Source organism: Stenotrophomonas sp. Marseille-Q4652 (assembly GCF_916618915.1).
In the GTDB taxonomy this organism is placed as follows: domain Bacteria; phylum Pseudomonadota; class Gammaproteobacteria; order Xanthomonadales; family Xanthomonadaceae; genus Stenotrophomonas.
This window is the reverse complement of the sequence record NZ_CAKAKE010000001.1, coordinates 267790-293554: the sequence shown is the minus strand read 5'-3', so window position 1 is coordinate 293554 and position 25765 is coordinate 267790. Positions and strand designations below refer to the sequence as shown.

General features: G+C 68.4%; 30 protein-coding genes and 1 pseudogene. 21 read left to right on the top strand and 10 right to left on the bottom strand.

Annotation, left to right across the window (positions count from 1 at the left end; all coding sequences use genetic code 11):
• Positions 1–70: 70 nt before the first annotated feature.
• Positions 71–1705, bottom strand: coding sequence for a murein biosynthesis integral membrane protein MurJ (gene murJ / locus LG380_RS01305; RefSeq protein WP_225763240.1), 1635 nt, complete (start codon positions 1703–1705; stop codon positions 71–73).
• A gap of 98 nt (positions 1706–1803) precedes the next feature.
• Between murJ and rpsT the strand changes: the two genes are divergently transcribed.
• Positions 1804–2073, top strand: coding sequence for a 30S ribosomal protein S20 (rpsT, locus tag LG380_RS01300; protein ID WP_225766400.1), 270 nt, complete (start codon positions 1804–1806; stop codon positions 2071–2073).
• Between the two features lie 315 nt (positions 2074–2388).
• Here rpsT and obgE read toward each other — a convergent pair whose 3' ends face one another.
• From obgE to rplU, 3 genes are all read right to left on the bottom strand, one after another.
• Positions 2389–3447 (bottom strand): GTPase ObgE, encoded by a 1059-nt coding sequence (gene obgE / locus LG380_RS01295; protein ID WP_225763239.1) that lies wholly within the window; start codon positions 3445–3447, stop codon positions 2389–2391.
• Between the two features lie 198 nt (positions 3448–3645).
• Positions 3646–3906, bottom strand: a complete 261-nt coding sequence (gene rpmA, locus LG380_RS01290) for a 50S ribosomal protein L27 (protein ID WP_225763238.1) — start codon at positions 3904–3906, stop codon at positions 3646–3648.
• Between the two features lie 17 nt (positions 3907–3923).
• Positions 3924–4232: a 50S ribosomal protein L21 gene (gene rplU / locus LG380_RS01285; protein WP_225763237.1), complete on the bottom strand. Its 309-nt coding sequence runs from the start codon at positions 4230–4232 to the stop codon at positions 3924–3926.
• Between the two features lie 277 nt (positions 4233–4509).
• Between rplU and uvrA the strand changes: the two genes are divergently transcribed.
• Complete coding sequence (uvrA, locus tag LG380_RS01280; protein ID WP_225763236.1) at positions 4510–7458, top strand: excinuclease ABC subunit UvrA; 2949 nt, start codon at positions 4510–4512, stop codon at positions 7456–7458.
• Positions 7458–7868 carry a thioesterase family protein gene (locus LG380_RS01275; RefSeq protein ID WP_225763235.1) on the top strand — a complete coding sequence of 137 codons (411 nt, stop codon included), beginning with the start codon at positions 7458–7460 and terminating at the stop codon, positions 7866–7868. Before uvrA ends, LG380_RS01275 begins: the two co-directional genes overlap by 1 nt.
• A gap of 56 nt (positions 7869–7924) precedes the next feature.
• Here the strand turns inward: LG380_RS01275 and LG380_RS01270 are convergent, their stop codons facing one another.
• The gene (locus LG380_RS01270; protein WP_225763234.1) at positions 7925–8380 is read right to left on the bottom strand and encodes a copper chaperone PCu(A)C; all 456 of its coding nucleotides are present in this window, start codon (positions 8378–8380) and stop codon (positions 7925–7927) included.
• A gap of 37 nt (positions 8381–8417) precedes the next feature.
• Between LG380_RS01270 and LG380_RS01265 the strand changes: the two genes are divergently transcribed.
• From LG380_RS01265 to LG380_RS01245, 4 genes and pseudogenes are all read left to right on the top strand, one after another.
• Positions 8418–9197, top strand: coding sequence for an enoyl-CoA hydratase/isomerase family protein (locus tag LG380_RS01265; protein WP_225763233.1), 780 nt, complete (start codon positions 8418–8420; stop codon positions 9195–9197).
• A 61-nt stretch (positions 9198–9258) separates the two neighbouring features.
• Positions 9259–10167 (top strand): acyl-CoA thioesterase II, encoded by a 909-nt coding sequence (gene tesB, locus LG380_RS01260; RefSeq protein ID WP_225763232.1) that lies wholly within the window; start codon positions 9259–9261, stop codon positions 10165–10167.
• A gap of 1 nt (position 10168) precedes the next feature.
• Positions 10169–10681 (top strand): DUF2007 domain-containing protein, encoded by a 513-nt coding sequence (locus tag LG380_RS01255; protein WP_225763231.1) that lies wholly within the window; start codon positions 10169–10171, stop codon positions 10679–10681.
• A 57-nt stretch (positions 10682–10738) separates the two neighbouring features.
• Positions 10739–11951: pseudogene (locus LG380_RS01245) on the top strand (RNA polymerase sigma factor).
• A 108-nt stretch (positions 11952–12059) separates the two neighbouring features.
• Here the strand turns inward: LG380_RS01245 and LG380_RS01240 are convergent.
• Positions 12060–12629 (bottom strand): EF-hand domain-containing protein, encoded by a 570-nt coding sequence (locus tag LG380_RS01240; RefSeq protein ID WP_225763230.1) that lies wholly within the window; start codon positions 12627–12629, stop codon positions 12060–12062.
• Between the two features lie 160 nt (positions 12630–12789).
• Between LG380_RS01240 and LG380_RS01235 the strand changes: the two genes are divergently transcribed.
• The 7 genes from LG380_RS01235 (at position 12790) to LG380_RS01205 (ending at position 17785) form a co-directional block, all read left to right on the top strand.
• On the top strand, positions 12790–13527 hold the full coding sequence (locus LG380_RS01235) for an arginyltransferase (protein WP_225763229.1): 738 nt from the start codon (positions 12790–12792) through the stop codon (positions 13525–13527).
• A 48-nt stretch (positions 13528–13575) separates the two neighbouring features.
• Positions 13576–14787, top strand: a complete 1212-nt coding sequence (locus LG380_RS01230; protein ID WP_225763228.1) for an endonuclease/exonuclease/phosphatase family protein — start codon at positions 13576–13578, stop codon at positions 14785–14787.
• Between the two features lie 62 nt (positions 14788–14849).
• Positions 14850–15239: a roadblock/LC7 domain-containing protein gene (locus LG380_RS01225; protein ID WP_225763227.1), complete on the top strand. Its 390-nt coding sequence runs from the start codon at positions 14850–14852 to the stop codon at positions 15237–15239.
• A 2-nt stretch (positions 15240–15241) separates the two neighbouring features.
• Positions 15242–15766 carry a PAS domain-containing protein gene (locus LG380_RS01220; RefSeq protein WP_225763226.1) on the top strand — a complete coding sequence of 175 codons (525 nt, stop codon included), beginning with the start codon at positions 15242–15244 and terminating at the stop codon, positions 15764–15766.
• Positions 15763–16515 (top strand): PhnD/SsuA/transferrin family substrate-binding protein, encoded by a 753-nt coding sequence (locus LG380_RS01215; protein ID WP_225763225.1) that lies wholly within the window; start codon positions 15763–15765, stop codon positions 16513–16515. The genes LG380_RS01220 and LG380_RS01215 overlap by 4 nt, the downstream gene beginning before the upstream one ends.
• Positions 16516–16519: 4 nt before the next feature.
• Positions 16520–17122 carry a hypothetical protein gene (locus LG380_RS01210; protein WP_225763224.1) on the top strand — a complete coding sequence of 201 codons (603 nt, stop codon included), beginning with the start codon at positions 16520–16522 and terminating at the stop codon, positions 17120–17122.
• 39 nt (positions 17123–17161) lie between these two features.
• The gene (locus tag LG380_RS01205) at positions 17162–17785 is read left to right on the top strand and encodes a hypothetical protein (RefSeq protein WP_225763223.1); all 624 of its coding nucleotides are present in this window, start codon (positions 17162–17164) and stop codon (positions 17783–17785) included.
• Between the two features lie 48 nt (positions 17786–17833).
• On the opposite strand, the gene purT is transcribed toward LG380_RS01205, so the two are convergent.
• A complete protein-coding gene (gene purT / locus LG380_RS01200) occupies positions 17834–19021 on the bottom strand; it encodes a formate-dependent phosphoribosylglycinamide formyltransferase (RefSeq protein WP_225763222.1) in 1188 nt (395 codons plus the stop codon).
• A gap of 130 nt (positions 19022–19151) precedes the next feature.
• Between purT and LG380_RS01195 the strand changes: the two genes are divergently transcribed.
• Genes LG380_RS01195 through LG380_RS01165 form a run of 7 tightly spaced genes read left to right on the top strand, consistent with a single transcriptional unit; the run spans position 19152 to position 23350 of the window.
• Entirely contained in the window at positions 19152–20018 is an 867-nt protein-coding gene (locus LG380_RS01195) for an SPFH domain-containing protein (RefSeq protein ID WP_225763221.1), read from the top strand.
• Between the two features lie 7 nt (positions 20019–20025).
• The gene (locus LG380_RS01190) at positions 20026–20310 is read left to right on the top strand and encodes a hypothetical protein (RefSeq protein WP_225763220.1); all 285 of its coding nucleotides are present in this window, start codon (positions 20026–20028) and stop codon (positions 20308–20310) included.
• Positions 20307–20486 (top strand): Arc family DNA binding domain-containing protein, encoded by a 180-nt coding sequence (locus tag LG380_RS01185; RefSeq protein ID WP_225763219.1) that lies wholly within the window; start codon positions 20307–20309, stop codon positions 20484–20486. The genes LG380_RS01190 and LG380_RS01185 overlap by 4 nt, the downstream gene beginning before the upstream one ends.
• Positions 20483–20662, top strand: a complete 180-nt coding sequence (locus tag LG380_RS01180; protein WP_225763218.1) for a DUF4177 domain-containing protein — start codon at positions 20483–20485, stop codon at positions 20660–20662. The genes LG380_RS01185 and LG380_RS01180 overlap by 4 nt, the downstream gene beginning before the upstream one ends.
• Position 20663: 1 nt before the next feature.
• Entirely contained in the window at positions 20664–21953 is a 1290-nt protein-coding gene (locus tag LG380_RS01175; protein WP_225763217.1) for an alpha/beta fold hydrolase, read from the top strand.
• Positions 21950–22516, top strand: a complete 567-nt coding sequence (locus LG380_RS01170) for a PH domain-containing protein (protein WP_225763216.1) — start codon at positions 21950–21952, stop codon at positions 22514–22516. Before LG380_RS01175 ends, LG380_RS01170 begins: the two co-directional genes overlap by 4 nt.
• Before the next feature lie 9 nt (positions 22517–22525).
• Positions 22526–23350, top strand: coding sequence for a M15 family metallopeptidase (locus LG380_RS01165; protein ID WP_225763215.1), 825 nt, complete (start codon positions 22526–22528; stop codon positions 23348–23350).
• 17 nt (positions 23351–23367) lie between these two features.
• Here LG380_RS01165 and LG380_RS01160 read toward each other — a convergent pair whose 3' ends face one another.
• The 3 genes from LG380_RS01160 to LG380_RS01150 all read right to left on the bottom strand — a co-directional run bounded on the left by LG380_RS01160 (position 23368) and on the right by LG380_RS01150 (position 25670).
• Positions 23368–24048, bottom strand: coding sequence for a DNA-3-methyladenine glycosylase (locus tag LG380_RS01160; protein WP_225763214.1), 681 nt, complete (start codon positions 24046–24048; stop codon positions 23368–23370).
• Positions 24049–24133: 85 nt separating this feature from the next.
• On the bottom strand, positions 24134–24505 hold the full coding sequence (locus tag LG380_RS01155) for a DUF423 domain-containing protein (RefSeq protein ID WP_225766396.1): 372 nt from the start codon (positions 24503–24505) through the stop codon (positions 24134–24136).
• A gap of 97 nt (positions 24506–24602) precedes the next feature.
• Positions 24603–25670, bottom strand: coding sequence for a polyketide cyclase (locus LG380_RS01150; RefSeq protein ID WP_225763213.1), 1068 nt, complete (start codon positions 25668–25670; stop codon positions 24603–24605).
• Between the last annotated feature and the right edge of the window lie 95 nt (positions 25671–25765).

The window sequence follows — 25765 nt, the reverse complement described above, 5'->3', positions numbered from 1 at the left end:
GCGGCCCCGCAGGGCCGGTTCATTGCGACATGTAGCCGGGAAGTATAGCGGTGCCGCCGCGACCGGGGCCTTACTGGCCACGCAGGTCGCGCGGCCGGTAGCCCATGGCCAGCAGCACCGCGGCGTACACCACTCCGCCGGTGCCGACCAGCAGGGCCAGGCGCCAGCCGCGTTCCCACCAGGCCCAGGCGCTCCAGTCCCACCACAGCAGGCGCAGGGCGATGACCGCCGCAGCCATCAGCACGCTGGCCAGCGCCAGCTGGCGCAGGAACCGGCCCCAGCCGGGCTGCGGCTGGTAGACCCGCGCCCTGCGCAGGTACCAGGCCAGCTGCAGGGCATTGACCCAGCCGGCCACCGCGATCGCCAGCGCCAGCAGGGCGTGGGCACCGGGGATCAGCTTCAGCGCCCGCAGCCAGTTGCCGTCGGCGGCCGCCAGCGCCGCCTGCCCGGTCGGGCTGACGACCACCAGCAGCACGAAGAACAGCAGCGTGCAGGCCGCGTTGACCGCGATTGACACCAGCGCCGCCCTGACCGGGGTGCGGGTGTCCTGTCGCGAATAGAACGCCGGGGCCAGCACCTTCACCAGCAGGAAGGCCGGTACCGCCAGCGACTGCGCCATCAGGCTCAGCGCGCTCATGCGCACGTCCTCGGCGGTGAAGTTGCGGTACTGGAACAGCGTGGCCAGCAGCGGCTCGGCACACAGCACCAGACCCAGGCAGGCCGGCACGCCGACCAGCAGGCACAGCCGGAAACCCCAGTCCAGGCCCCTGGAATAGCCGGCCGGGTCGGCCTCGGCATGGCGGCTGGACAGGTGCGGCAGGATCACCGTGCCAATAGCCACGCCGAACATGCCCAGCGGGAACTCCAGCAGGCGGTCGCTGTAGTACAGCCAGGTCACGCTGCCACCCACCAGCAGCGATGCCGCCAGGGTGTTGAACAAAAGGTTGAACTGGGCCACCGAGGAGCCGAACAGGGTCGGCACCATCAGTTTCATGATCTTGCGCACCCCGGCGTGGGCCACGTCCCAGCGCGGTCGCGGCAACAGTCCCAGCCGGGCCAGCGACGGCAACTGGAAGGCCAGCTGCAGGATGCCGGCGGCGAATACGCCCCAGGCCAGCGCCAGCACCGGTTCGTAGCCCCAGCTCTCCAGCTGCGGCGCCAGGCACAACGCCGCGGCGATCATTGACACGTTCAGCAGGATCGGCGACAGCGCCGGGATCGCAAACCGCTGGTAGCTGTTCAGCACCCCGCCCACCAGCGAGGCGATCGAGATGAACAGGGCATACGGGAAGGTGATCCGCAGCATCAGCGTGGCCAGCTCGGCCTGCTCGCTGCCGGCCGGGAAGCCCGGCGCGAACACCTGCATCAGCCATGGCGCAGCGGCGATGGCCAGCGCGGTCACCAGCAGCAGCGAGGCGCTGAGCACCCCGGCCACCCGGTCCACCAGGGCCTTGACCGCGGCATGGTCGCCCCGGGCCCTGTACTCGGCCAGCACCGGGACGAAGGCCATCGAGAACGAGCCCTCGGCCGAGAGCCGGCGCATGAAATTCGGGATCCTGAACGCGACCACGAAGGCATCCATGGCCGCACTGGCGCCAAAAACCTGCGCGTAGACCTGGTCGCGGACCAGCCCGCTGATGCGGGACAGGAAGGTCATGGAGCTGAAAACAGCGGCGGACCGCAGCAACTTGCCGCTCACAGCCATCCCTCTTGACAACTCAACTTGACGCAGATTTCCATAGGCCTCATAATTTCCAGCTTGCTGCTGTTCCCATTACACCGTTTTTTCAGGAAACCACCAACGTGGCCAATATCAAGTCCGCAAAGAAGCGCGCCAAGCAGACCGTCGTGCGCAACGCGCGCAACACGGCTCAGCGTTCGATGCTGCGCACCGCTGTCAAGAAGGTGATCAAGGCCCTGGACGCCAACGATGCCACCGGCGCCGAAGCCGCCTTCGCCGTCGCCCAGCCGATCCTCGACCGTTTCAGCGCCCGCGGCCTGATCCACAAGAACAAGGCTGCGCGTCACAAGAGCCGCATCACCGCCCGCATCAAGGCCCTCAAGGCCGCCTGATCCGGCGCCGCCGGGAGCCAGCTCCCGGTCGGACGGAAAAACCCGGCCATGGCCGGGTTTTTTGCGTGCCTGCAGTATAGACGCCCACTGGACCCGCTGAACAGGCCCAGCGAGCGGTTCCGCACCTGGCCAGCGCGCCGCGCGGCAAGCTCCAGCCCTTCCCGGGCTCACGAGCAACAGGGCAGCCACCATGAAACACAAAAAAACCGGCTACGGCCGGTTTTTTGCTGCTGCAGCGGGGGAAGTTGCAGCTTCCCGTAGTGACCTCACCAGCGAGCAACCGCGTCTCGGCTGCCCGCCCCTCACCCGCCCCGGTCAGGCGCCCGCGGCGTCGCGGGCCTCGGCTTCTTCCTCGCGCTGGCGGTCAAAGAAGGCCATCACGTCCTTCATGATCGGCCAGGTGCCTTCACGGCCCAACGCCGACACCAGGTACCACGGACCGGTCCAGCCGAGCTCGGCAATGACCTGCTCGGCTGCGGCCTTCGCCTCGTCCTCGAACATCAGGTCGGCTTTGTTCAGCACCAGCCAGCGCGGCTTCTCCAGCAGCTCCGGATCGTGCTTTTCCAGCTCGCGCTCGATCGCACGCACCTGCTCGACCGGCGACACGCCCTCCACGCCACCTTCCATCGGCGAGATATCCACGAGGTGCAGCAGCAGGCGGGTGCGCTGCAGGTGGCGCAGGAACTGGGTACCCAGCCCGGCGCCATCGGCCGCGCCCTCGATCAGGCCGGGGACGTCGGCAATCACGAAGCTGCGGTAGTTCTCCACCTTCACCACACCCAGGTTCGGGTACAGCGTGGTGAACGGGTAATCGGCCACCTTGGGGGTGGCCGCGGACACGGCGCGGATCAGGGTGCTCTTGCCGGCATTGGGGAAGCCCAGCAGGCCGACGTCGGCCAGCAGCTTGAGCTCGAGCTTGAGCGTGCGCTCCTCGCCTTCCTCGCCCGGCAGCGCCTGGCGCGGGGCCCGGTTGACCGAGCTCTTGAAGTGCATGTTGCCCAGGCCACCCTTGCCACCCTTGGCCACCAGCAGGCGGTCGCCATGGTTGGTGAGGTCGCCGATCACCTCGTCGGTATCGACGTTGATGACCACGGTGCCGACCGGCACGGTGATGACCAGGTCCTCGCCGGCCTTGCCGTACATCTGCCGGCCCATGCCGTTCTCGCCACGCTGCGCCTTGAAGATGCGGTCGTGGCGGAAGTCCACCAGGGTATTGAGGTTCTCATCGGCGCGGATCCACACGCTACCGCCGGCACCACCGTCGCCGCCGTCCGGCCCGCCCAGCGGGATGAACTTTTCGCGACGGAAGCCGACGCAGCCGTTGCCGCCATTGCCGGCGATGACCTGGATTTCTGCTTCGTCTACAAGTTTCATCTGACCACTATCGGGATGTTTCGGAAGGAAGATCGGCGGACGACCGAGCGCCACGCCAAGTGTAACGACTGCGGGATGCCACCCCAAAAAGGGCCCGACACCACCGCGGAAATCTTGTTTTGCAGCAACGAAAAGCCCCGCCGAAGCGGGGCTTTCGTCAGCAGACCCGCGCGCGGCGGGTGCCTGCGGGTGCGGAAATCAGGCTTCCGCGACCACGCTGACGGTACGACGCTTCTTCGGACCCTTGACCGAGAACTCGACCTTGCCATCGACCAGCGCGAACAGGGTGTGGTCGCGGCCCAGGCCAACGCCCGAACCCGGGTGGAACTGGGTGCCGCGCTGCCGGACGATGATGTTGCCAGCCTCGATGGCCTGGCCACCGAAGATCTTGACGCCCAGGTACTTCGGGTTGGAATCGCGACCGTTGCGCGAGGAGCCTACGCCCTTTTTATGTGCCATGACGGATTCTCCTTAGCTTAGCCGGCGATGCCGGTGATTTGGATTTCGGTGTAGTGCTGGCGATGGCCCTGCCGCTTCATGTGGTGCTTGCGGCGGCGGAACTTGATGATCCGGACCTTGTCGGCGCGGCCGTGGGCCACGACCTTGGCGGTCACCGAGGCGCCCTTCAGCGCATCGCCCAGCTTGATGCCGTCGCTGTCGCCCAGCATCAGGATGTTGTCGAACTTGATCTCGCTGCCGGCCTCGGCTTCGAGCTTTTCCACGCGGAGCGTTTCGCCCTGCGCCACGCGGTACTGCTTACCGCCGGTTACCAGAACTGCATACATGACCAGTCTTCCTCTGTAGTTATTGTGGTCGCCTGCCGCCGTCGAGGGCGGACAGAAGCGGGATTTTACCGGCACGACCAGGTCCGGGTCAACCCGCCCCGCACTCTGGATAAACCGCGGCCCAACCGGGCCCGGCCTTTGCGCCACAAGGGCCGGCAGGGCGGTGGGGATCGCGGCAATTGCCCCCAGATCAGTGGCTCGTTAGGCTGATCGACTGCCGCGTGCGGCGCTCCCACTCCCCCGCTCCGGGCCTAGAGCGGCTACAAACGGATCCCCCATGGCGATGGATTTCATCCGCATCCGCGGCGCGCGGACGCACAACCTGAAGAACCTCGACCTCGACCTGCCCCGCGACAAGCTGATCGTGATCACCGGCCTGTCCGGCTCGGGCAAGTCGTCGCTGGCCTTCGACACCATCTACGCCGAGGGCCAGCGCCGCTACGTGGAATCGCTGTCGGCCTACGCCCGGCAGTTCCTGAGCGTGATGGAAAAGCCCGACGTGGACCACATCGAGGGCCTGTCCCCGGCGATCTCGATCGAACAGAAGTCGACCTCGCACAACCCGCGCTCGACCGTCGGCACGATCACCGAGATCTACGACTACCTGCGCCTGCTCTATGCCCGCGTCGGCACCCCGCGTTGCCCGGACCACGGCTACCCGCTGGAAGCGCAGACCGTCAGCCAGATGGTCGACCAGGTCCTGGCCCTGGACCCGGAGCAGCGCTACATGCTGCTGGCCCCGGTAATCCGTGACCGCAAGGGCGAGCACGCCCAGGTGTTCGACCAGCTGCGCGCGCAGGGCTTCGTGCGCGTGCGCGTGGACGGCGAGCTGCACGAGATCGATGCGGTGCCGCCGCTGGCGTTGCGCGTCAAGCACACCATCGAGGCGGTGATCGACCGTTTCCGCCCGCGCGAGGACCTCAAGCAGCGCCTGGCCGAAAGCTTCGAGACCGCGCTCAAGCTGGGCGATGGCATGGCCTCGGTGCAGTCGCTGGACAATGCCGACGCCGCGCCGGCCCTGTTCTCGTCCAAGTATTCCTGCCCGGTGTGCGACTACTCGCTGCCGGAGCTGGAGCCGCGCCTGTTCTCGTTCAACGCACCGATGGGCGCCTGTCCGGGCTGCGATGGCCTGGGCATGGCCGAATTCTTCGATCCCTCGCGCGTGGTGGTGCACCCGGAGCTGTCGCTGGCCGCCGGCGCGGTGCGCGGCTGGGACCGTCGCAACGCCTACTATTTCCAGCTCATCGCCTCGCTGGCCAAGCACTACAGGTTCGACGTGGATGCGGCGTGGAACTCGCTGCCGGGCGACGTGCAGCAGGCCGTGCTGTACGGCAGCGGCGAGGAGGCGATCACCTTCACCTACTTCACCGAGGCCGGTGGCCGCACCCAGCGCAAGCACCGCTTCGAGGGCATCATCCCGAACCTGGAGCGCCGCTACCGCGAGACCGAATCGGCCGCGGTGCAGGAAGAACTCGGCAAGTACATCAGCGAGCGCGCCTGCCCCGAGTGCAAGGGCGCGCGCCTGAACAAGGCCGCGCGCAACGTGTTCGTCGCCGAGCGTGCCCTGCCCGAGCTGGTGGTGCTGCCGATTGACGATGCGCTGCGGTTCTTCCGCGAGCTGAGCCTGCCGGGCTGGCGCGGCGAGATCGCGTCCAAGATTGTCAAGGAGATCAGCGAACGCCTGGGCTTCCTGGTCGACGTCGGCCTGGATTACCTGACCCTGGAACGCAAGGCCGACACCCTGTCCGGTGGCGAGGCCCAGCGCATCCGCCTGGCCAGCCAGATCGGCGCCGGCCTGGTCGGCGTGATGTACGTGCTCGACGAGCCGTCCATCGGCCTGCACCAGCGCGACAACGAGCGCCTGCTCGGCACCCTGACCCGCCTGCGCGACCTCGGCAATACGGTGATCGTGGTCGAGCACGACGAGGACGCGATCCGCCTGGCCGACTACGTGCTGGACATCGGACCCGGCGCCGGCGTGCACGGCGGCGAGATCTGCGCGCAGGGCACGCTGCAGGACATCCTGGAATCGCCGCGCTCGCTGACCGGCCAGTACCTGTCGGGCAAGCGCGCGATCGAGATCCCGGCGCGCCGGCACAAGCCAAACCCGAAGATGACCCTGCGCCTGCGCGGCGCCAGCGGCAACAACCTCAAGGGCGTGGACCTGGAGATTCCCTCGGGCCTGCTGACCTGCGTGACCGGCGTGTCCGGCTCGGGCAAGTCGACCCTGATCAACGACACCCTGTTCTCGCTGGCCGCCAACGAGATCAACGGCTCCTCGCACCCGGTCGCCCCGTACAGGGAAATCGACGGGCTGGACCTGTTCGACAAGGTCGTGGACATCGACCAGTCGCCGATCGGTCGCACCCCGCGCTCCAACCCGGCTACGTACACCGGCCTGTTCACCCCGCTGCGCGAGCTGTTCGCGCAGGTGCCCGAGGCACGCGCGCGCGGCTACTCGCCGGGCCGCTTCAGCTTCAACGTGCGCGGCGGCCGCTGCGAAGCCTGCCAGGGCGACGGCCTGATCAAGGTCGAGATGCACTTCCTGCCGGACGTTTACGTGCCGTGCGACGTCTGCCACGGCAAGCGCTACAACCGCGAGACGCTGGACATCCTCTACAAGGGCTACAACATCAACGACGTGCTGGAAATGACCGTCGAGGATGCACTGAAGCTGTTCGAGCCGGTGCCGTCGATCGCGCGCAAGCTCGAGACCCTGGTCGACGTCGGGCTGAGCTACATCAAGCTGGGCCAGAGCGCGACCACGCTGTCCGGCGGCGAGGCGCAGCGCGTCAAGCTGTCCAAGGAACTGAGCCGTCGCGACACCGGCCGCACCCTGTACATCCTCGACGAGCCGACCACCGGCCTGCACTTCCACGACATCGAGGCGCTGCTGGGCGTGCTGCACAAGCTGCGTGACGAAGGCAACACCGTGGTGGTGATCGAGCACAACCTGGACGTGATCAAGACCGCCGACTGGATCGTCGACCTGGGTCCGGAAGGCGGCCATCGCGGCGGCACCATCCTGGTCAGTGGCACCCCGGAGGAAGTGGCGGCGCACCCGGATTCGTACACCGGGCAGTTCCTGGCCAAGATGCTGCCCTCCACCAGCGCACGGCCCGAGCAGCCGGCCGCCGTGGCCAACAAGCCCGATGCCCGTCCGCCGCGCAAGGCTGCCAAGGCGACCAAGGCCACGAAGAAATCCACCCGCAACAAGAGCGAGTAATGAGCGAGAACACCCCCAAGCTGCTGGCCCGCGTGCCGATCACCCTGCGCTGGCGCGACATGGACGCCATGGGCCACGTCAACAACTCCAAGTACATCTCCTACCTGGAAGAAGCGCGCGTGCGCTGGATGCTGGGCGTGGAAGGCGTGTCGATGAGCGACCGCGTCGCCCCGGTGGTGGCCAATACCAACGTCAACTACCGCGCGCCGATCGTGTGGCCCAACGACATCACCGTCGAGCTGTACGTCGAGCGCCTGGGCAGCTCCAGCGTCACCATCGCCCACCGCATCGTCGACCAGAAGGATCCGTCGGTGCTGTATTCGGACGGCAACGTCGTGGTGGTGTGGATCGACACCCAGACCGGCAGGAGCGCCCCGCTGCCGGACGCCGTGCGCGCGGCTTCGGTCTGAGCCGGACTCCGGTTTGAAAAAAGAACGGCGGCCACTGGCCGCCGTTTCCGTTTGGATCAGGGCGCGGACCTGGCCGCGCGCATCTCGACCGGTACCGCCGTGCCGTCGTGCAGGCGCAGTTCCAGCGGCACCGGCTGGCCATCGACCAGGGGCTTGCCACCGCGCATCAGCATCAGGTGCAGGCCACCGGGCGCCAGCGTCACTTCCCCCCGGGCCGGCACCACCAGCCGCTCGATCGGGCGCATCCGGCTGATCCCATCGTCGCTGATGGTTTCATGCAGCGACACCTCGGCGAACAGGCTGCTCGCGGCACCTTCCACCACCTGCGCGGCCTCGCAACGATTGACCAGCGTGCCAAAGCCGGCGGCCATCGGCATCGCCGTGTGCGGCGGCTGCCGCACCCAGCCCTTGCGCATCTGCAGGCACGGCGTCGTGCCTCCGGCAGCAGGCACGGACAGCGGCAACCACGCGGCCACGGCAAACAGTACCCGCCCGAATGGTTTGGTTATCATCGTCGCCCGTCCTTACGCCCAAGCCAGGATCTGCAGCATGACCACACGCATCGAGGTGATCAACCACGGACCCATCCGCGAGCTCCGCCTGGCCCGCCCGCCGGTCAACGCGCTCGACACCGAGCTGTGCCGTGCCCTGATCGCCGCGGTAAACCACGCCATGGCCGAGGACGTGCACGGCCTGGTGATCTCCGGCAGCGAGCGCATCTTCACCGCGGGCATGGATGTGCCGCACCTGCTCTCGCATGGCGAGGACAAGCACGGGCTGCTGGACAGCTGGCAGGCGTTCTTCGGTGCGGTGCGCACCCTGGCCGAGTCGCGGATCCCGGTCGTGGCCGCGCTGACCGGCCATGCCCCGGCGGGCGGCTGCGTGCTGGCGCTGTGCTGCGACTACCGGATCATGGCGCGCAGCGTGGACCCGGCGCAGCCGTATGCCATCGGCCTGAACGAGGTGCAGGTCGGCCTGGTCGCGCCGGAAGGCATCCAGCGCCTGATGCGTCGCGCGGTCGGCGCGCATCGCGCGGCCAACCTGCTCGCCCGCGGCGAGATGGTCAGCGCCGAGCGGGCCCTGGAAATCGGCCTGGTCGACGAACTGGCCGATGGCCCGCAGGTCGTCGCCCGTGCCATCAAGTGGATGGAGTCGCTGCTGCGCCTGCCGCGCCAGCCGATGCTGCTGACCCGCGCCATCGCCCGCGCCGAGCTGCACGAATCCCTGCAGCCGGACCTGATCCAGATCGAGCGCTTCGTCGATGCCTGGTATGCGCCCGATGCACAGGCCGCACTGCACGCGCTGGTAGCCCGCATCGGCAAGGCCTGAGCCCCGCAGCAGCCCGGACCCGCTCGCTATAATCGCGGCCTGACTCCCCCAGGCTGCCCCCTTGTCCGCACAGCACGAACCCGTTGTTTCCGAACTGATCGACCTGCTCACGCTGGAGCGGCTGGAGGACAACCTGTTCCGCGGCCAGAGCCGCGACATCGGCACCAAGTACGTGTTCGGTGGCCAGGTGCTCGGCCAGGCGCTGTCCGCCGCGCAGGCCACGGTCGACAACGGCCGCCACGTGCATTCGCTGCACGCCTACTTCCTGCGTGCCGGCAATATCGACCACCCCATCGTCTACGACGTGGACCGCACCCGTGACGGCGGCAGCTTCTCGGTTCGCCGGGTCACCGCGATCCAGCACGGCAAGGTGATCTTCTTCTGCGCGGCCTCCTTCCAGGACGCCGAAACCGGCGCCGAGCACCAGCACAAGATGCCCGAGGTGCCGCAGCCCGAAGACATCGAACCGAACCGGCCGTTGCCGCAGGACGTGCTGGAACGGCTGCCGATCAAGGTGCAGCGCTGGCTCTCGCGTGGCGGCCCGTTCGAGTTCCGCCACGTCTACCCGCGCGACGAACTCAACCCGCCCAAGCGCCCGCCCTACCACCAGGTGTGGTTGCGACTGACCGAGCCGGTCGGCGACAGGCCGGAACTGCACCAGGCGCTGCTGGCCTATGCTTCGGACTTCCACCTGCTGGGCACGGCCACCTTTCCGCACGGTATCAGCTACTACCAGCCGCACGTGCAGATGGCCTCGCTCGACCACGCGCTGTGGTTCCACCGCCCGTTCCGTGCCGACGACTGGCTGCTGTACTCGCTCGACAGCCCCAGCGCGCAGGATTCGCGCGGGTTGGCCCGTGGCCAGTTCTTCACCCGTGATGGCGTGCTGGTGGCCAGCACTGCACAGGAAGGCCTGATCCGGGTCGTCAACAACCGCGAGGCCGTCACCGCCGTGCCGGCAAAGGACTGACATGCGCCAGGTATTCAGCAGCCAACGCGTGGAAACGGTGGAGGGCGTGGCCGACCTGCTACGCGACGCGGGTATCGAGGTGCGCATCAGCAACGGCCGCTCGTACCACAGCAAGCGCAAGGGGCAGTTCAGCTACCTCGACAAGGGCGACGCGCAGAAGTACCCGGCGGTGTGGGTGATCCACGCCGACGACCAGCCGCGTGCACGCGAGATCCTGCGCCAGGCGCGGCTGCTCGACACCACGCGCCGCGACCACCCCACGGCCGAGTTCGCCTTCCGCGACGCGCCTGCCCAGGGCAGCGGCCGCAGCTGGGCCTGGCGCATCCGCATCGCACTGCTGCTGGTGATCGCCGCAGTGGCGATGTTCGTGACCCTGCGCCACCGCAACGCTCCGCCCCCGGCCGCGCCAGCACCTCAGCAGGCACCAGTGACGGTTCCGCAGCAGGCTGACCCACAGCCGGAAGAAGAGGAAGTCCGGGTCCGCATCCAGCCGGCCGATCCGGCGCGACGCTGAGCGGTCACATCCGGCCGCGGCCCACGTCATGGCAGGTACCCCGCAAGGAGAGTCTCCATGAACGGTGCCCCGCTCGAGATGCTGCTGCAGCGTGAACTGCCCATCGCTGCCCGCGGCTGCACGCAGTCCTATGGCCGCATCGTCAGCGGCTGCCAGAACACCGTCACCGCCGTCGCCCTGGCCATCACCCGCGACGTGCAGGCCAGCGAGGACATCGCCCAGGAGGTGTTCCTCAAGGCCTGGCAGCAACTGCACCACCTGAACAACCACGCCAGCTTCCTGCCCTGGCTGCGGCAGATCACCCGCAACCTGGCCCCGCGACTGGCTGCGCGCCAACCGGCGCCGGCCCTTGACCGGCGAAGCGGCCGAGATCGCCATCGGCATGGCCGCCGACCCGTCGCCCTCGCCCGCCCAGCGGCTGTTGCGGCTGGAAGAGGAGTGCGTGGCCGAGGACATCATTTCCGCGCTGCCCGAGGACAGCCGCGAGACCCTGCTGCTCTATTACCGCGAGGGCCAGAGCTCGCAGCAGGTTGCCGCGCTGCTGGGCCTGAGTGATGCAGCCGTGCGCAAACGCCTGTCGCGGGCCCGGGCCAGCGTGCGCGAGGAGCTGATGCAGCGATTTGGAACCTTCGCCCGCAGCAGCGCGCCGGGCACGGCGTTCGCGGCCACGGTCAGCTCGCTGCTGATGGTCGCCGCGCCGGGCACGGCCAACGCGGTCATCGTCGGCAGCGGCATGGCCGGGGCCAGTGCCGGTGCCGGCAAGCTCGGTGCTGGCGGACTGGGTGCCAGCAGCGCCGGCGGTGGCGCCGCACTGGGATCACTGGGTGCAGCCGTCGAGGCCTATCTTTCAGACACCTTCCACCTGGGTTTGACCCTGGCCTGCGTGACGATCGGCGTTGCCAGCGCCTATCTGGGGGGCCTGTACCTGCTGCGCTTTGCCGGGAACGACACCGAGCGGGCGCAGGTGCGCAGGCTGGTCCGCCTGCAGACCTTCAGCAGCGCGGTTTTCTGCATGGCCACGCTGGCGACGGTGGCCCTCCGGCTCGATAGCCTTTACGTGGCCGCGGTCCTGCTGGGTGGCATGGGCGTGATCAACTACCAGTACCTGGTGATCCAGCCGCGGGTAATGGGACCGATGCTGGCCCGCGACGCCGCGCGCCATGGGCGCAGCGGACCGACGTGGATCTACCGCAGCATGTTCGGCCGTGGCGCCGTGGCCGGCACCACGCTCTTCGTCGTGGCCGCCGTGCTTTATGTCTTCCTGCGCTGAGCGCCCGCTACCGGGCAGGTGCATGCAAAAGGAAACGCCCCGGCCAGGCCGGGGCGTTCGTCTATCGGCGCCCGGTCATTGCATGGCAATGACCTCGTACTGCAGGACTCAGCGCTTGGCCGGCGCCTGGCCGGGGGCGCGCTCGCCACTACCACGACGCTCGCCGAACTTCGCCTTGGCCGCGTCCAGCTCGGCCTGGCTCAGCTTGCCGTCCTTGTCGGTATCGACCCGGGCGAACCACTCGGCGCGACGCTTTTCGGCCATTGCCTTGTAATCGGCCTGGTCGATGTAGCCGTCCTTGTTGACGTCCATCTTCTCGAAGTGGGCACGCGCCTCGGCGGCACTGATGCGGCCGTCCTTGTCGGTGTCCATGCCGGCCATGCCGAAGCCGCCACCCGGACCGCCCTTGCCGTGGTGGCCGAAGCGGCCACCGTGGTGACGCATGCGCGGCATCTCCTCGCGCGAGAGCTTGCCGTCCTTGTTGACGTCGAGCTGGTCGAAACGCTCGGCCAGGCGCGGACGGGCAGCAGCTTCGCTGCGGTCGATCACGCCATCATTGTTGGCATCGATGCGCGGCGCCCGGGACTTTTCCGGGGCCTGCTGGGTGGCGGCAATCGCGACGCCGGTGGAGGTCGCCAGCAGCATGGCCAGCAGGATCATCGGGGTGCGTTGACTCATGGTGTTGCTCCGTCTTGATGTAGGAGTGAGCGGCGTGGGGTGTCGCGCGCCGTCAGTGGGGATAACGCGGCAGCACGCGCAGGGTTGACGCACCGGCCGGCCATGTTCATCCGGCAGACAGTCGCCGCTGCTGAGACACGCCAGCGCTATGCTTTCCGTCATGGCCATCCACGCCGACCCCCGCGACGACCTCAGGCTGTTCCAGACCGGCACGCATCCCTGTGGCTACTGGCCCGACCGCCAGGCCCGCGACCTGGTACTGGATCCGCAGGACCCGCGGCTGGGCGTGGTGTATCCGATGGCGCTGGGCTGGGGCTTCCGTCGTTCCGGCGACCTGGTCTACCGGCCGCACTGCCCTTCGTGCAGCGCCTGCGTGCCGGTGCGCATCCCCGTGGCGCGGTTCATACCGGACCGCAGCCAGCGCCGCTGCCTGGCGCGCAATGCCGACATCGAATGCCGCATCGTTCCTGCCCAGCGTACCGACGAGCAGTTCGCGCTGTACCAGCGTTACCTGTCACAGCGCCATGCCGGCGGTGGCATGGACCAGCACGGCCCGCACGAGTTCGACCAGTTCCTGGTCGGCAGCTGGTCGCATGGGCGCTTCATGGAAATGCGCCTGCACGGCGCACTGGTCGGCGTGGCCGTCACCGACGTCACCACCCATGGGTTGTCAGCGGTCTACACGTTCTTCGATCCGGACCAGCACGACCGCTCGCTGGGGACTTACGGGATCCTGCAGCAGATCCAGTGGGCCGCGCGCGAGGGTCTGCCGCACCTCTACCTGGGCTACTGGATCCGCGACCACCGGAAGATGGACTACAAGCGGCGTTACCGCCCGCTGGAGGCCTACGACGGCCGCCGCTGGCATGAGTTCGATCCTGCGCTGGACGGCCTGTAGGCCATTGGTCGCGATGCGCCAGCGCGCGCGACAGTGCAGAATGTCGGGATGAAACGTCTTTCCCTGCCGCTGTTGCTGGCCCTGCTGTGCGGCGCCTGCACCACCACCTCGCCTTCCCCGTCGCAAGCCAGCCAGGACCCCACGCCGTTGCGGATCGCCGCCTACAACGCCTCGCTGTATTCGGAGGAGGCCGGCGGCCTGATCCGCGAACTGGAAGGCGACAGCGCGCATGCACGCAAGATCGCCGCAGTGCTGCAGCAGGTTCGCCCGGACGTGGTGCTGCTGAGCGAGTTCGATTACGACGCCAACCATCGCGCGGCCGACCTGTTCCAGCAGCGCTATCTGGAAGTCGCCCAGCCCGGCGGTGGCGAGCCGCTGCACTACGCCTACCGCTACCTGGCACCGGTGAACACCGGCGTGCCCAGCGGCCTGGACCTGGACAACAATGGCGAGGTCGGCGGCAGCGGACGTGACCGCGGCAATGACGCCTGGGGTTACGGCCTGCACCCGGGTCAGTACGGGATGCTGGTGCTGTCGCGCCACCCGATCGACGACGCGCGCGCACGCACCTTCCAGCTGTTGAAGTGGAGCGCCATGCCCGGCGCGATGCGGCCGCAGGATCCGGCGACCGGCAAGCCGTTCTGGAACGATGCGGTGTGGTCGCAGCTGCGGCTGTCGTCCAAGTCGCACTGGGACGTACCGGTAGAGACGCCGCACGGCACGCTCCACGTGCTCGCCTCGCACCCGACGCCGCCGGTGTTCGACGGCCCGGAACGCCGCAATCGCGCGCGCAACCACGACGAACTGCGCCTGTGGCGCGAGTACCTGGATTCGACCGACAGCCAGTGGCTGTGCGATGACCGGGGACGTTGTGGAGGACTGGCCGCCGATGCACGGTTCGTGATCCTGGGCGACCTCAACAACGATCCGGAGGATGGCGCAGGCCATCGCCAGGCCATCCATGCCCTGCTGCAGCATCCGCGCGTGCTGCAGTACCCGGTGCCGACCAGCGCCGGCGCATTGCAGGCGGGACAGGAATATGCCGAACGCGGCATCACCCGGAGCGGCACGCTGGCGCAGGCCACCGGTGACTTCGGCCCGCCGGCCGGCACCATGCGGCTGGACTACGTGCTGCCGTCGGCCAACTTCAGGTACGTGGATGCAGGCGTTTTCTGGCCATCGCAGCAAAGTGCCGAAGCGGCAATCGTCGACGGCAGTGATCACCGCCTGGTCTGGGTGGACGTCGACACGGACCACTGAGTCCGCCGGAGGGATTGATCCGGATCAAGGCCCCGCGCGTTCATGCCTGCTGCAATGCCCGCATGAACGCCATCGCCCTCCCTCACCCGCAACGCGCGCAGGACATCCGCCAGGCACTGGAAGGCCTCAACGCCTCCAGTGCCGATATCGAGGCGTCCGCGCTGATCTCCATCGACGGCCTGTTGATCGACTCGGTCATGCCCCAGGGCATGGACGAGGACCGCATCGGCGCGATGTCGGCCGCACTGCTCTCGCTCGGCGAGCGCACCGCCCGCGAGCTCGGCCGCGGCCGCCTCGAGCGCGTGCTGGTGCAGGGCGAGAACGGCTACGTGATCATGACCGCCGCCGGCGAGGAAGCCGTGCTGACGGTGCTGACCAAGGCCGAAGTGAAGCTTGGTCTCGCCTTCCTGGACATCAAGCGTGCCGCCCAGGCACTGAGCCGCCTGGTCTGACGATGACCACCAGGATGCTCCTGCCCGACATGACGCCGCCGGCCGAGGAACACCGCTCGGCCCGTTTCACCTTCAGCGACGGAGCCCAGCGCCTGCTGCACTGGAGTGACCGGGAAGTGCCCTACCCGGATGGCCGCCTGATCGTTTCGCGTACCAACCTGGACGGCATCATCACCCACGCCAACGATGCCTTCGTCGAACTCAGCGGTTACACCCGCGACGAGCTGATCGGCGCACCGCACCACATCCTGCGCCACCCGGACATGCCGCGCGCCGCGTTCAAGGACCTGTGGTCCACGCTGCAGGAAGGCCGCAAATGGCATGGCTACGTCAAAAACCTGCGCAAGGATGGCGCGCATTACTGGGTCTACGCCACCGCGCTGCCCAACATCCGCGACGGCAAGGTGGTCGGCTACAGCTCGGTGCGGCGCAAGCCCTCGCGCAAGCGCATCGAGGACCTGCTGCCGGTGTACCGCCAGTGGCTGCAGCAGGAACAGCAGCAGCGCGAGCCGGAGGTGCTGGCATGACCCTCAACATGCTTATCGCCCCGGACTTCGCGCCAGAGAACTTCCCCGGCTGGTACATGCTCAGCACCTCGCTGCAGCAGCGTTCCGGCCTGCGCCTGCACCTGCAGATGCCCGCCACCGGCGCCGAGCAGACGCAGCTCCTGGCCGGCGACAGCACCGACCTGATCTACGCCAACCCGTTCGACGCGGCCGGGCTGATCCGTGGCCGCGGTTTCGTGCCGGTGGCGCGACCCCGCGGACAGTCCGACGAGATGGTGATCGCCACCGCGATCGATTCACCCTGGCAGTGCGTGGAAGACCTGCGCCCGGGCTGCAGCATCGCGCTGACCGACAACCACGACGTCAAGCTGATAGGCCTGCGCCTGCTGGAACCGGCCGACCTGACCCAAGCCGACATCAAGTGGCGCCCGGCCAGCAGCTACCAGGCCGCCGCGCGCATGACCCTGGGCGGCCTGACCGATGCCGGTTTCTTCCTTGCCTCGGCCTACCACTCGCTGGCACGCATCACCCGCGAACGGCTGCGCGTGCTGGTCGAAAGCCGGCTGCGCGACATCAGCCACGTGGTGCTGGCACACCCGCGCGTGGGCGATCGCCTGCCGCACCTGAGCGACGCGCTGCTGGGCATGGACCCGGACAACGGTGCCGACTACCAGGTGCTCGATGCGCTTGGCCTGCCCGGCGGCTTCGAGCCGATGTCCAGCGAGGACGCCGAGTTCATGATCGACCTGATGGACACCCTGCTGGACTGAGCGCATGTCCCTGACCGACGCCACCCTGGATGCCCGCCGCGGCTTCCGCGCACGCACCTGCGCGGTCGCCCGTGCCCCGCAGGACCCCGCCAGCCACCTGGCGCGCCTGCACGCCGCCCTGCAGCTGGACGACACCGAGCCGGTGCAGGGCGTGCTGGCGGACATGTTCGTCGCGCTGCCCGGCAGCGAGGGCGCGATGCGCCAGGTGGCGCTGCAGCTGGCCGGCGGGCGCCTGCATCCCTACGTGGCCGAGGCCTTTGCCCGCCACGCACACGGCCATGCGCTGTCGGTGATCACCCCGCTGGCCACGCGCTGGTCGGTATTCGCCCAGCCCTCTGCCAACGTGCCGGCACGGGTGCGCCGCACCAGCCCGGACCACTCCCGGCGGATGGCCAGACAGGTGGTCGAGGCCCTGCTGGACGGCGACCCGATGCAGGCACCGCGCATCGAGAACGATTTCCTGGACCACTGCATCTCCTGCCAGGACAAGCTGGCCTTCATGGTGGCCAGCCGCGACCTGCGACGCCACGAAGTGGCCGTCGGCGACCGCTGGAGCCAGGTGGCCGCATGGCTGGAACGCCGCGGCAGCGGCGGCGACGTGCAGTAACCGCCGCCGTATCGCGCCCCCTCTTCAAGGAAGCCGAGCATGACCACTGACACCGCCACCGAGGCCACCTGGCTGCTGCCCACCCCGCGCGGCGCCCTGCACGCATTTTCCTCGCCTTCCCCCAATGCAGTGCAGAAGGCCACCCAGGCCCTGCTGTCGGCACCGCGCGCGATGGCGCTGGCCGACTGGCGCAACGAGCACGACCGCACCGGGCGCATGCTCGACACGCTGCGCGAGAAGCAGTGGGTGCAACTGCTCAAGCGCGAAACCCCGGCCCCGGACGTGCGCCTGGGTGACTTCGCCCAGCACGTGATCGCACCGCTGTCGGGCGAACGCCGCGCCATCCTCGCCTCCGACGGCGGGTTCTGCCTGGGCCAGTGCGGCCTGGACCAGGACATGGCCGAGACCCTGAGCGCGGCGGCGGCCGACTTCTCCAGCTACGCGCAGCGCCAGGCCAACCGCGGCTGGCCGGGTGCACGGCATGTGTCGTTCTTCAGTGATCCGGACATGCTGCTCCCGGACTGGTCGTTCGTGCCGTTCTGGATCGACGAGACCGGCTACTGGCTGATCCTGGCCGGCGAGCCGCTGCTCAGCAATCTGGCCATGGTCGAACTGGTGTGGAGCATCCGCCTGGCCGGAGCGCGCTTCGCTGCCCCGCTCTGATACTCCAGGCCTGCGGCGGCATCACCCCGGCCGCAGGCAGGGCGCGCCTCAGGCGCGCAGGGTGACATCGATGGCCGCGGCCGCGTCGCGCGCGATACGTCGGGCCTGCTCGACATCCTCGCCACGGGCCAGGGTCACGCCGACGCGGCGTTGGCCGTGCACCGACGGCTTGCCGAACAGGCGCAGCGCCGTGCCCGGCACCTGCAGCGCCTGTTCGACATTGGCAAACTCCGGCACGCCCTCGCCCACCGCCAGCATCGCGCATGAGGCCGACGGCCCATGCTGCACGATCGACGGCACCGGCAGGCCGAGGATCGCCCGCGCATGCAGCGCGAACTGGCTCAGCTCCTGCGAAGCCAGGGTCACCAGGCCGGTGTCATGCGGACGTGGCGACACCTCGCTGAACCACACCTCGTCGCCCTTGACGAACAGCTCCACGCCGAACACGCCCCAGCCGCCGAGGTCAGCGGTGATGGCGCCGGCGATCTCCTGCGCACGCGCCAGCGCGCGCGGCGACATCGGCTGTGGCTGCCAGCTCTCGCGGTAATCGCCATCCTTCTGCAGGTGCCCCACCGGCGCGCAGAACGAGGTGCCGCCGGCATGGCGCACGGTCAGCTGGGTGATCTCGTAATCGAAGTCGATGAAGCCTTCGACGATGCAACGGCCGGCGCCGGCGCGGCCGCCGGTCTGCGCGTATTCCCAGGCCGGGGCGATGTCGGCCTCGCTGCGCAGCGTGCTCTGGCCCTTGCCCGAGGACGACATCACCGGCTTGACCACGCACGGCAGGCCGATCTCGGCCACGGCCTGGCGGTACTCGGCCTCGGTATCGACGAAACGGTACGGCGAGGTCGGCAGGCCCAGGGTCTCGACAGCGAGGCGACGGATGCCTTCGCGGTCCATGGTCAAGCGTGCGGCGCGCGCGGTCGGCACCACCCGCTGGCCCAGTTGCTGTTCCAGCTGCACCAGGGTCTCGGTATGGATCGCCTCGATCTCCGGCACCACCAGGTGCGGGCGCTCGCGCTCGATCAGCTGGCGCAGGGCGACCGGGTCAAGCATGTCCAGCACGTGCGACCGATGGGCGACCTGCATGGCCGGGGCGTCGGCGTAACGGTCGGCGGCAATCACCTCCACCCCGAAGCGCTGCAGTTCGATGGCCACTTCCTTGCCCAGTTCGCCCGAGCCGAGCAGCAGCACGCGGGTGGCGGAGGGCGAGAGCGGCGTGCCGAGCGTGGTCATGGCGGTTCCATCGATGCGTTTGAGGGGCGCCAATTCTAAACGGCGGCCCGCCGCGACCGCTCGCGGGCCCCCTCTTGCAACCTGATATCAATTTGATATCTTCAATCCACAACCCACAGGACGTACTCCCATGAAAGAGAAGCCGATTCGTTCGCTGTCTGGCATTCCGCTGGTGCTGATGCTGCTTGCCGCCTTCGGCCTGGCGGTCTGGGTGATGATGCTGGCCGGCGCCGATGAGCTTCCGCGCACGGCCACGATCGGCTCGGTGCTGGTCTTCATCGTCGGCGCGTTCATGCTGACCGGCCTGTACTCGGTGCAGCCCAACCAGGCCGCGGTGTTGAGCCTGTTCGGCAAGTACGTGGGCACGGTCAAGGACAACGGCCTGCGCTGGAACAACCCTTTCTACTCCAAGAAGAAGGTCAGCCAGCGCGTGCGCAACTTCGAGTCCGGCAAGCTCAAGGTCAACGAACTGGATGGCAGCCCGATCGAGATCGCCGCGGTGATCGTGTGGCAGGTGGTGGATGCCTCCGAAGCGGTCTACAACGTCGACGACTACGAGAGCTTCGTGCACATCCAGTCCGAGTCGGCGCTGCGCGCGATGGCGACCAGCTATCCCTATGACCAGCACGAGGAAGGCCAGCTGGCGCTGCGCAGCCACGCGGCAGAGATTTCCCAGCACCTCAAGGACGAACTGGCCGAACGCCTGGCCGACGCCGGCGTGCAGGTGCTCGATGCCCGCATCAGCCACCTGGCCTATGCCCCGGAAATCGCCCAGGCGATGCTGCAGCGCCAGCAGGCCAACGCGGTGATCGCCGCCCGCACCCGCATCGTCGCCGGCGCGGTGGGCATGGTGGAGATGGCGCTGGCCGAACTGCAGAAGAACGGCGTGGTCGAGCTGGACGAGGAGCGCAAGGCGCACATGGTCAGCAACCTGCTCACCGTGCTGTGCTCGGACCGCGGCACCCAGCCGATCGTCAACGCCGGTTCGCTGTACTGAGGTGGCCATGGATGTGCTCGCCCCATTGATCATCGCTGCCACCGGCGTGCCTGCCCTGGTCATCGCCGGCTGGTCAGGGCGCGACGACAGCGACCACGCCCGCGGCACCGGGCTGCGCTGGGCCCTGATCGCGCTGAGCATGTTCGCCGGCGCGCTGGGCCTGTACCTGGCCAGCGGCAACCAGCGCGCGATGTACGCGGTGGTCATTGCCCTGGTGGTCGCGGTCAACGTGCTCGGCGTGTCGCTGGTGCTGCACCTGCGCCGCGGCTCGAAACAGGCCCCGCGGCGATGAGCGAGAAGAAGGCCTATCCGCTGCGCATCAACGCCGACGTGCTGGCGGCGGCGCAGCGCTGGGCCGATGACGAATTGCGCAGCCTGAACGCGCAGATCGAATACGTGTTGCGCGACGCACTGCGCAAGGCCGGGCGGTTGCCCAAACCGAAACAGGACAAGGAGGACGAGTCGTGAGCAAGCGCTGGCAGTACCTGACCGTGGAAGTGAAACCCAAGACCTTTGGCGGCCACGATGCTTCCGTGGTGCAGGACCATCTCAACCGCCAGGGCCAGCTGGGCTGGGAACTGGTGAATTCGGTCAACAACGGTGCGATGTACCCGCTGATCCTGCTGTTCAAGAGGGAGAGCTGACATGCGTCGACTCACGTTCGCTGCCCTGCTAGCCCTGGTTCCGGTCGCCAGCGCGCTGGCCGCCGATCCGCAGGCCATCGCCACGCGCCTGCTCGACCAGCTCGACGCCGGCCAGTACGCCGCGGCCGAGGCGATGTTCTCGCCGGGAATGAAGGCCGCCGTGCCGGCCGACAAGCTCAAGGCGGTGTGGGAATCGTTACCAGCCCAGGCCGGCCCACGCGGTGAGCGCGGCCCGGCAAAGGTGAGCCAGGCCGAGGGCGGAGCGGGCAGCGTGGTGATCCCGTTGCAATACGCCAAGGCACGCCTGCAGGCGCAGGTGGCGGTGAATGCCGAGGGCCAGGTCGTCGGCTTCCTGGTGCAGCCGGCCGCCGCCGATCCGGCCCCTGCCCCGGCCGCCGATGCGCCGTTCTCCGAGCAGGCCTTCGAGGTGCCGGGCAACGATGGCAGGCCGGGCCTGCCCGGCACCCTCGCCCTGCCGCGCGGCAAGAGACCGTTCCCGGCCGTGGTGCTGGTGCACGGCTCCGGCCCGCAGGACCGCGACGAGACCATCGGTCCGACCCGCCCGTTCCTGGACATCGCCCGCGGCCTGGCCGCGCAGGGCATCGCCGTGCTGCGCTATGACAAACGCACCCATGCGCGTCCGCAGGATTTCACCGCCAGCTTCGGGATCGCCGAGGAAACCGTCGACGACGCCGTGGCCGCGGTGGCCGCACTGGCCGCCATCGATGGCATCGATCCGAAGCGCGTCTTCGTGCTCGGCCACAGCCAGGGCGGCCTGCTGGCCGGGCACATCGCCAAGGCCAGCGCAGGCAAGGTTGCCGGGCTGGTGCTGTTCGCCGCCCCGGCACGCCCCCTGCTCGACCTGCTGGCCGAACAGAACCGCTACTTCGTCAACCTGGACGGCAGCGTCAGCGCCGAGGAACAGGCGCACCTGGACGCACTGGACGCGGCCATCGCCGCGGTCCGCCGCGATCCCCAAGCCTCACTGCTGAACACCCCGGGTCGCTTCTGGCAGGAGCTGGAACAGGTCGACGCGGTGGCCGACGTGCGCGCCAGCGGCCTGCCGGCGTTGCTGCTGCAGGGCGGGCGAGACTTCCAGGTGGTCGATGCCGACTGGCAGCGCTGGAAGCAGGAACTGTCCGGCGATCGCTACCGTTTCCACCACTACCCTGCCCTCAACCACCTCGGCATTGCCGGGCAGGGCAAGGGCAGCCTGGAGGAATACGCGCAGCCCGGCCACGTCGATGCGGCCCTGATCGGCGACATCGCCAGCTGGATCAGGTCGCGATGAAGGCGCGGGCCGGCGGCTATCCCCGCCACGTCAAGGTGGCCGAGCCGGCCGCCTCGACGCTGTGGTGGCTATGGGTGCCGCTGCTGGTGGTGCTGGCCATCGCGCCGGTGCTCAACGTGTTCGACGGCAAGCCACCCATCCGGCCGACGTTCGACTCCTGGTCGCCACTGGTGATCCTGCCGCTGGTGATGCTGGGCCTGACCCTGATGTACCGCCGACGCCGCATCGTGCTGGAACCGACGCAGCTGGCGATCACCAGCACGTTCTACCGGCGGCGGGTGGCGCTGGACAGCCTGGAGCTGGACCGTGCGCGGGTGATGAGCCTGGAGGAACACACCGACCTCAAGCCCGCGCTCAAGACCAACGGCTACCAGATCCCCGGCTTCCGCTCCGGCCATTTCCGCATGCGCGACGGCAGCCGCTGCTTCTGCCTGGTCACCGACAACAGCAAGGTGCTGGCGCTGCCGCTGCGCGATGGCAGCTGGGTGCTGGTAAGCCCGGAAAACCCGCGCCAGCTGCTGGATGAACTCCGCGAACTGGCCGCTCCTGGCACCGCGCACTAAGCTGGCCCCATGCGTCCCGCTCCCGCCTTCCTGTTCAACACGCCGGCCATCGAACTGTGGCCCGGTGGCCTGCTGCGCGCGCGCAGCAATGCCGATGCCCGCGCGCTGGCCCGTGCCCGCCATGTGCTGCGGCGCAAGCGCGACGGCCGTTATCTCGCCGCGTCGCTGCCTGAAGGCCTGCTCCCGCTGGTGCCGCGGCTGCGCCGCGAGCCAGGCATCGAACAGGCCCTCGCCCTAGTGTACGAACTGCAGCGCAAGCCGCGCGGCATCCCCGGCATCGGCACCACATTGCCGCTGGACCGGCTGCACGAGCGCCTGGACCAGCTCGGGCTGGACGAGGGTTACGCCACGCGCACCGGCCTCGAGCTGGAAGCCGAACCGGCGGTGCTGCAGCTGGCCGGTTTCGACTGCTGGCGCCGCCCGCTGTGGCTCTCGCCCGCCGCGGCACGCGGCTGGCAGCGCCTGCGCCTGGCCGCTGCCGTTGATGACGTGGCCCTGCACGCCATCTCCGGCTACCGCAGCCACGACTACCAGCTGGGCATCTTCGAACGGAAGCTCGCGCGCGGGCAGAGCGTCGCGCAGATCCTCACCGTCAACGCCGCGCCGGGCTTCAGCGAGCACCATGGCGGCGACGCACTGGACATCGGCACGCCCGGCGAGCCACCGGCCGAGGAATCGTTCGAAACCACCGAGGCCTTCGTCTGGCTGCAAGGCCGCGCCGCGGACTTCGGCTTCCACATGAGCTATCCGCGCGAGAACCCGCACGGCATCGTCTACGAACCCTGGCACTGGCGCTTCCATGGCGCGGCCGACGCGAGCGCCCGGCCCGGATAACGCCGCTCGGCTGTCGCTTAGTCCTGCGAGCGGTTGGTGCGTGGCGCGGTGACATCGTCACCGGCGCCGTCAGCGATCCGCCACAGGTAGAGGCTGGCCCAGGTACGGTACGGACCCCAGGCCCGGCCGCGCTCGGCCAGCTGCTTTGGTGTCGGCAGGGCGTCCAGTCCATCGACGAGCTGTGCGCCCCTGCGCACACCAAGGTCATCGACCGGCAGCACGTCGGGCCGGCCGAGGCGGAACATCAGCATCATCTCCACCGTCCAGCGACCGATGCCGCGTATCGGCACCAGCGCCTGCACGATCGCATCCTCGTCCATGAATGCCATGCGGCGCAGGCTGGGAATCCCGCCTTCGGCCTCACGCCGCATCAGGTCGCGCAGCGCCAGCGTCTTGTTGGCCGATACCCCACACGCCCGCAACGTCGCGTCATCGACACGGCCGAGCGTGTCGGTATGCAGGCGGTCACTGCCGATGGCCAGCTCCACGCGGCCGACGATGGTGGAAGCGGCCTTGCCACTGAGCTGCTGGAACAGGATCGAGCGGGCCAGCGCATCGACCGGGTCGAAAGGACGTCGCCAGCCATCCGGCGGCGGGATGGGCCCAATGCGACGGATCCAGCCGGCCAGCGCCCGGTCATGGCGCAACAGATGCCTGTGTGCCCGCTCGACATCAAAGCCACGCGGATGCCGGGGCATGGCTCAGGCCCCCGGCAGCAGAAGGGTGCGGCGGGCGCGCGCACGATGGACCGGATTGACGGGCAGCCCCATCGTCGCAGCCGGTTCAGCGCCGCAGCGCATTGATCGCCAGCAGCAGCCAGCCGGCCATCAGCGTGCCGCCGCCGATCGGTGCCAGCCGGGTCGACCACTGCAGCATCGCCCCGGCGACCAGGCTGCCGGAAAACAGCAGCGTGCCCAGCAGCAACAGATACAGCGACAGGCGGCCGAACGAGCGGTCCGCACGCGGCCCCAGCGCAGCCAGCACGGCGCCGTGGCCGAAGGCGTACAGCGAGGCGGTGTCGAGCAGTGACTGCGCATGCGGGTCGGCCACGCCATGGGCGGCCCAGGCCGACACGCCGATGGCCGCGGCAGCGAGCAGCCCGCCAAGGCAGGCCAGGAGGGAAGGTTTGCGGGCGCGTCGTTCCAGGCTGAGCATCATCGTTTTTCCTGCCTGCGGCCAGGTGGCCGGCAAAAAAAAACGCGCCGCATGGAGCGGCGCGTTTTCGACTATCAGGTCATCGCGAAGCAGTTGCTTACTTGATGGACCAGTACACGTCGTAGCTGCCTTCGGTGGTGAAGGCCTTGTCGACGCCGCCCTTCCAGGACTCGTACGGGCGATCAACCACTTCGTAGCCGGCGGTGGTCGCCCACGCGCGCAGGGCGTTGCGTGCGATGTCCAGGCCAGCCATGTGGCCGGTGTAGGTTGCGTAGGCCGAGCGACGCGGTTCGGTGTGGACGTAGGTGGCCGGATTGCCGCCGGGGATCTTCACTTCCAGCTTGCCTTCGGCCCCCTTCTTGCGGACCGGCTGGGCCACGTCGAAGGCGTACTTCTCGGCACCGAAGTCGGTGGTCACGATGCGAACCGGACCCGCGGCTTCCAGGCCGTTGGCCTCCATCGCGCGCTTGATCCACTCCTGGTTGTCCTCGATGGACTTGCGGATGGTGTCGTTGCCGCGATCGATGTTGCCGGCGTTGACGACCAGCAGGTCCTCGGCCGGCACGTCGACGACCTTCAGGTCGGTCAGCGGGGCTTCGGAGGCGCGGTAGTCCACGTTCGGCACGGTGGCCAGCATGTTGACCATGCGCGACAGGCCCAGCTTCAGGTCGTCGCCGACGTGACGGGTCACGTACAGGCCGGCGTAACGGCCGAGCAGGTCGAAGCCGTACTTGACGCTGTATTCCTGGGTGATCTTGACGTTGCGGTTGTTCTTGCCGGTCGGCTCCAGGTTGAACACCGTGGTCTTGTCATGACCCTTGGCGCGATCCTGGATGGCGATGGCCACGCGGCTGTCCTTCTCGGCCTCGGTGATCTCCCAGCTGCCCTGGCCGATCGAGCCTTCCTTGGAGCTGTAGTCCAGGCGGGCACCGACGCCCGACTCGGGGCCGGAAAGCTTCAGTTCAACGGCGGGATCGCGCAGTACCAGCGGGTTCCAGTCCTTGAAGCGGCGCAGGCTGCTGACCGTGTCGTACACGATCGTCATCTTGCGGTTGGTCTCGATGCTTTCGGAAAGGTGGCGCTCGCCCGGCAGACACACGCCAATGATGACGAACAGGCCAGCCACGATCCCCAAGGCGATCAGGAACTCGATAATACGGGTCATTCAGGAGTCTCCGGGGCCGATCCCACGGCCGGGTTGATTGAAGCCAAGCCCCCATCCTATCAGGGAACGCGGCCGTTGTTTACGAGGTCGGTTAC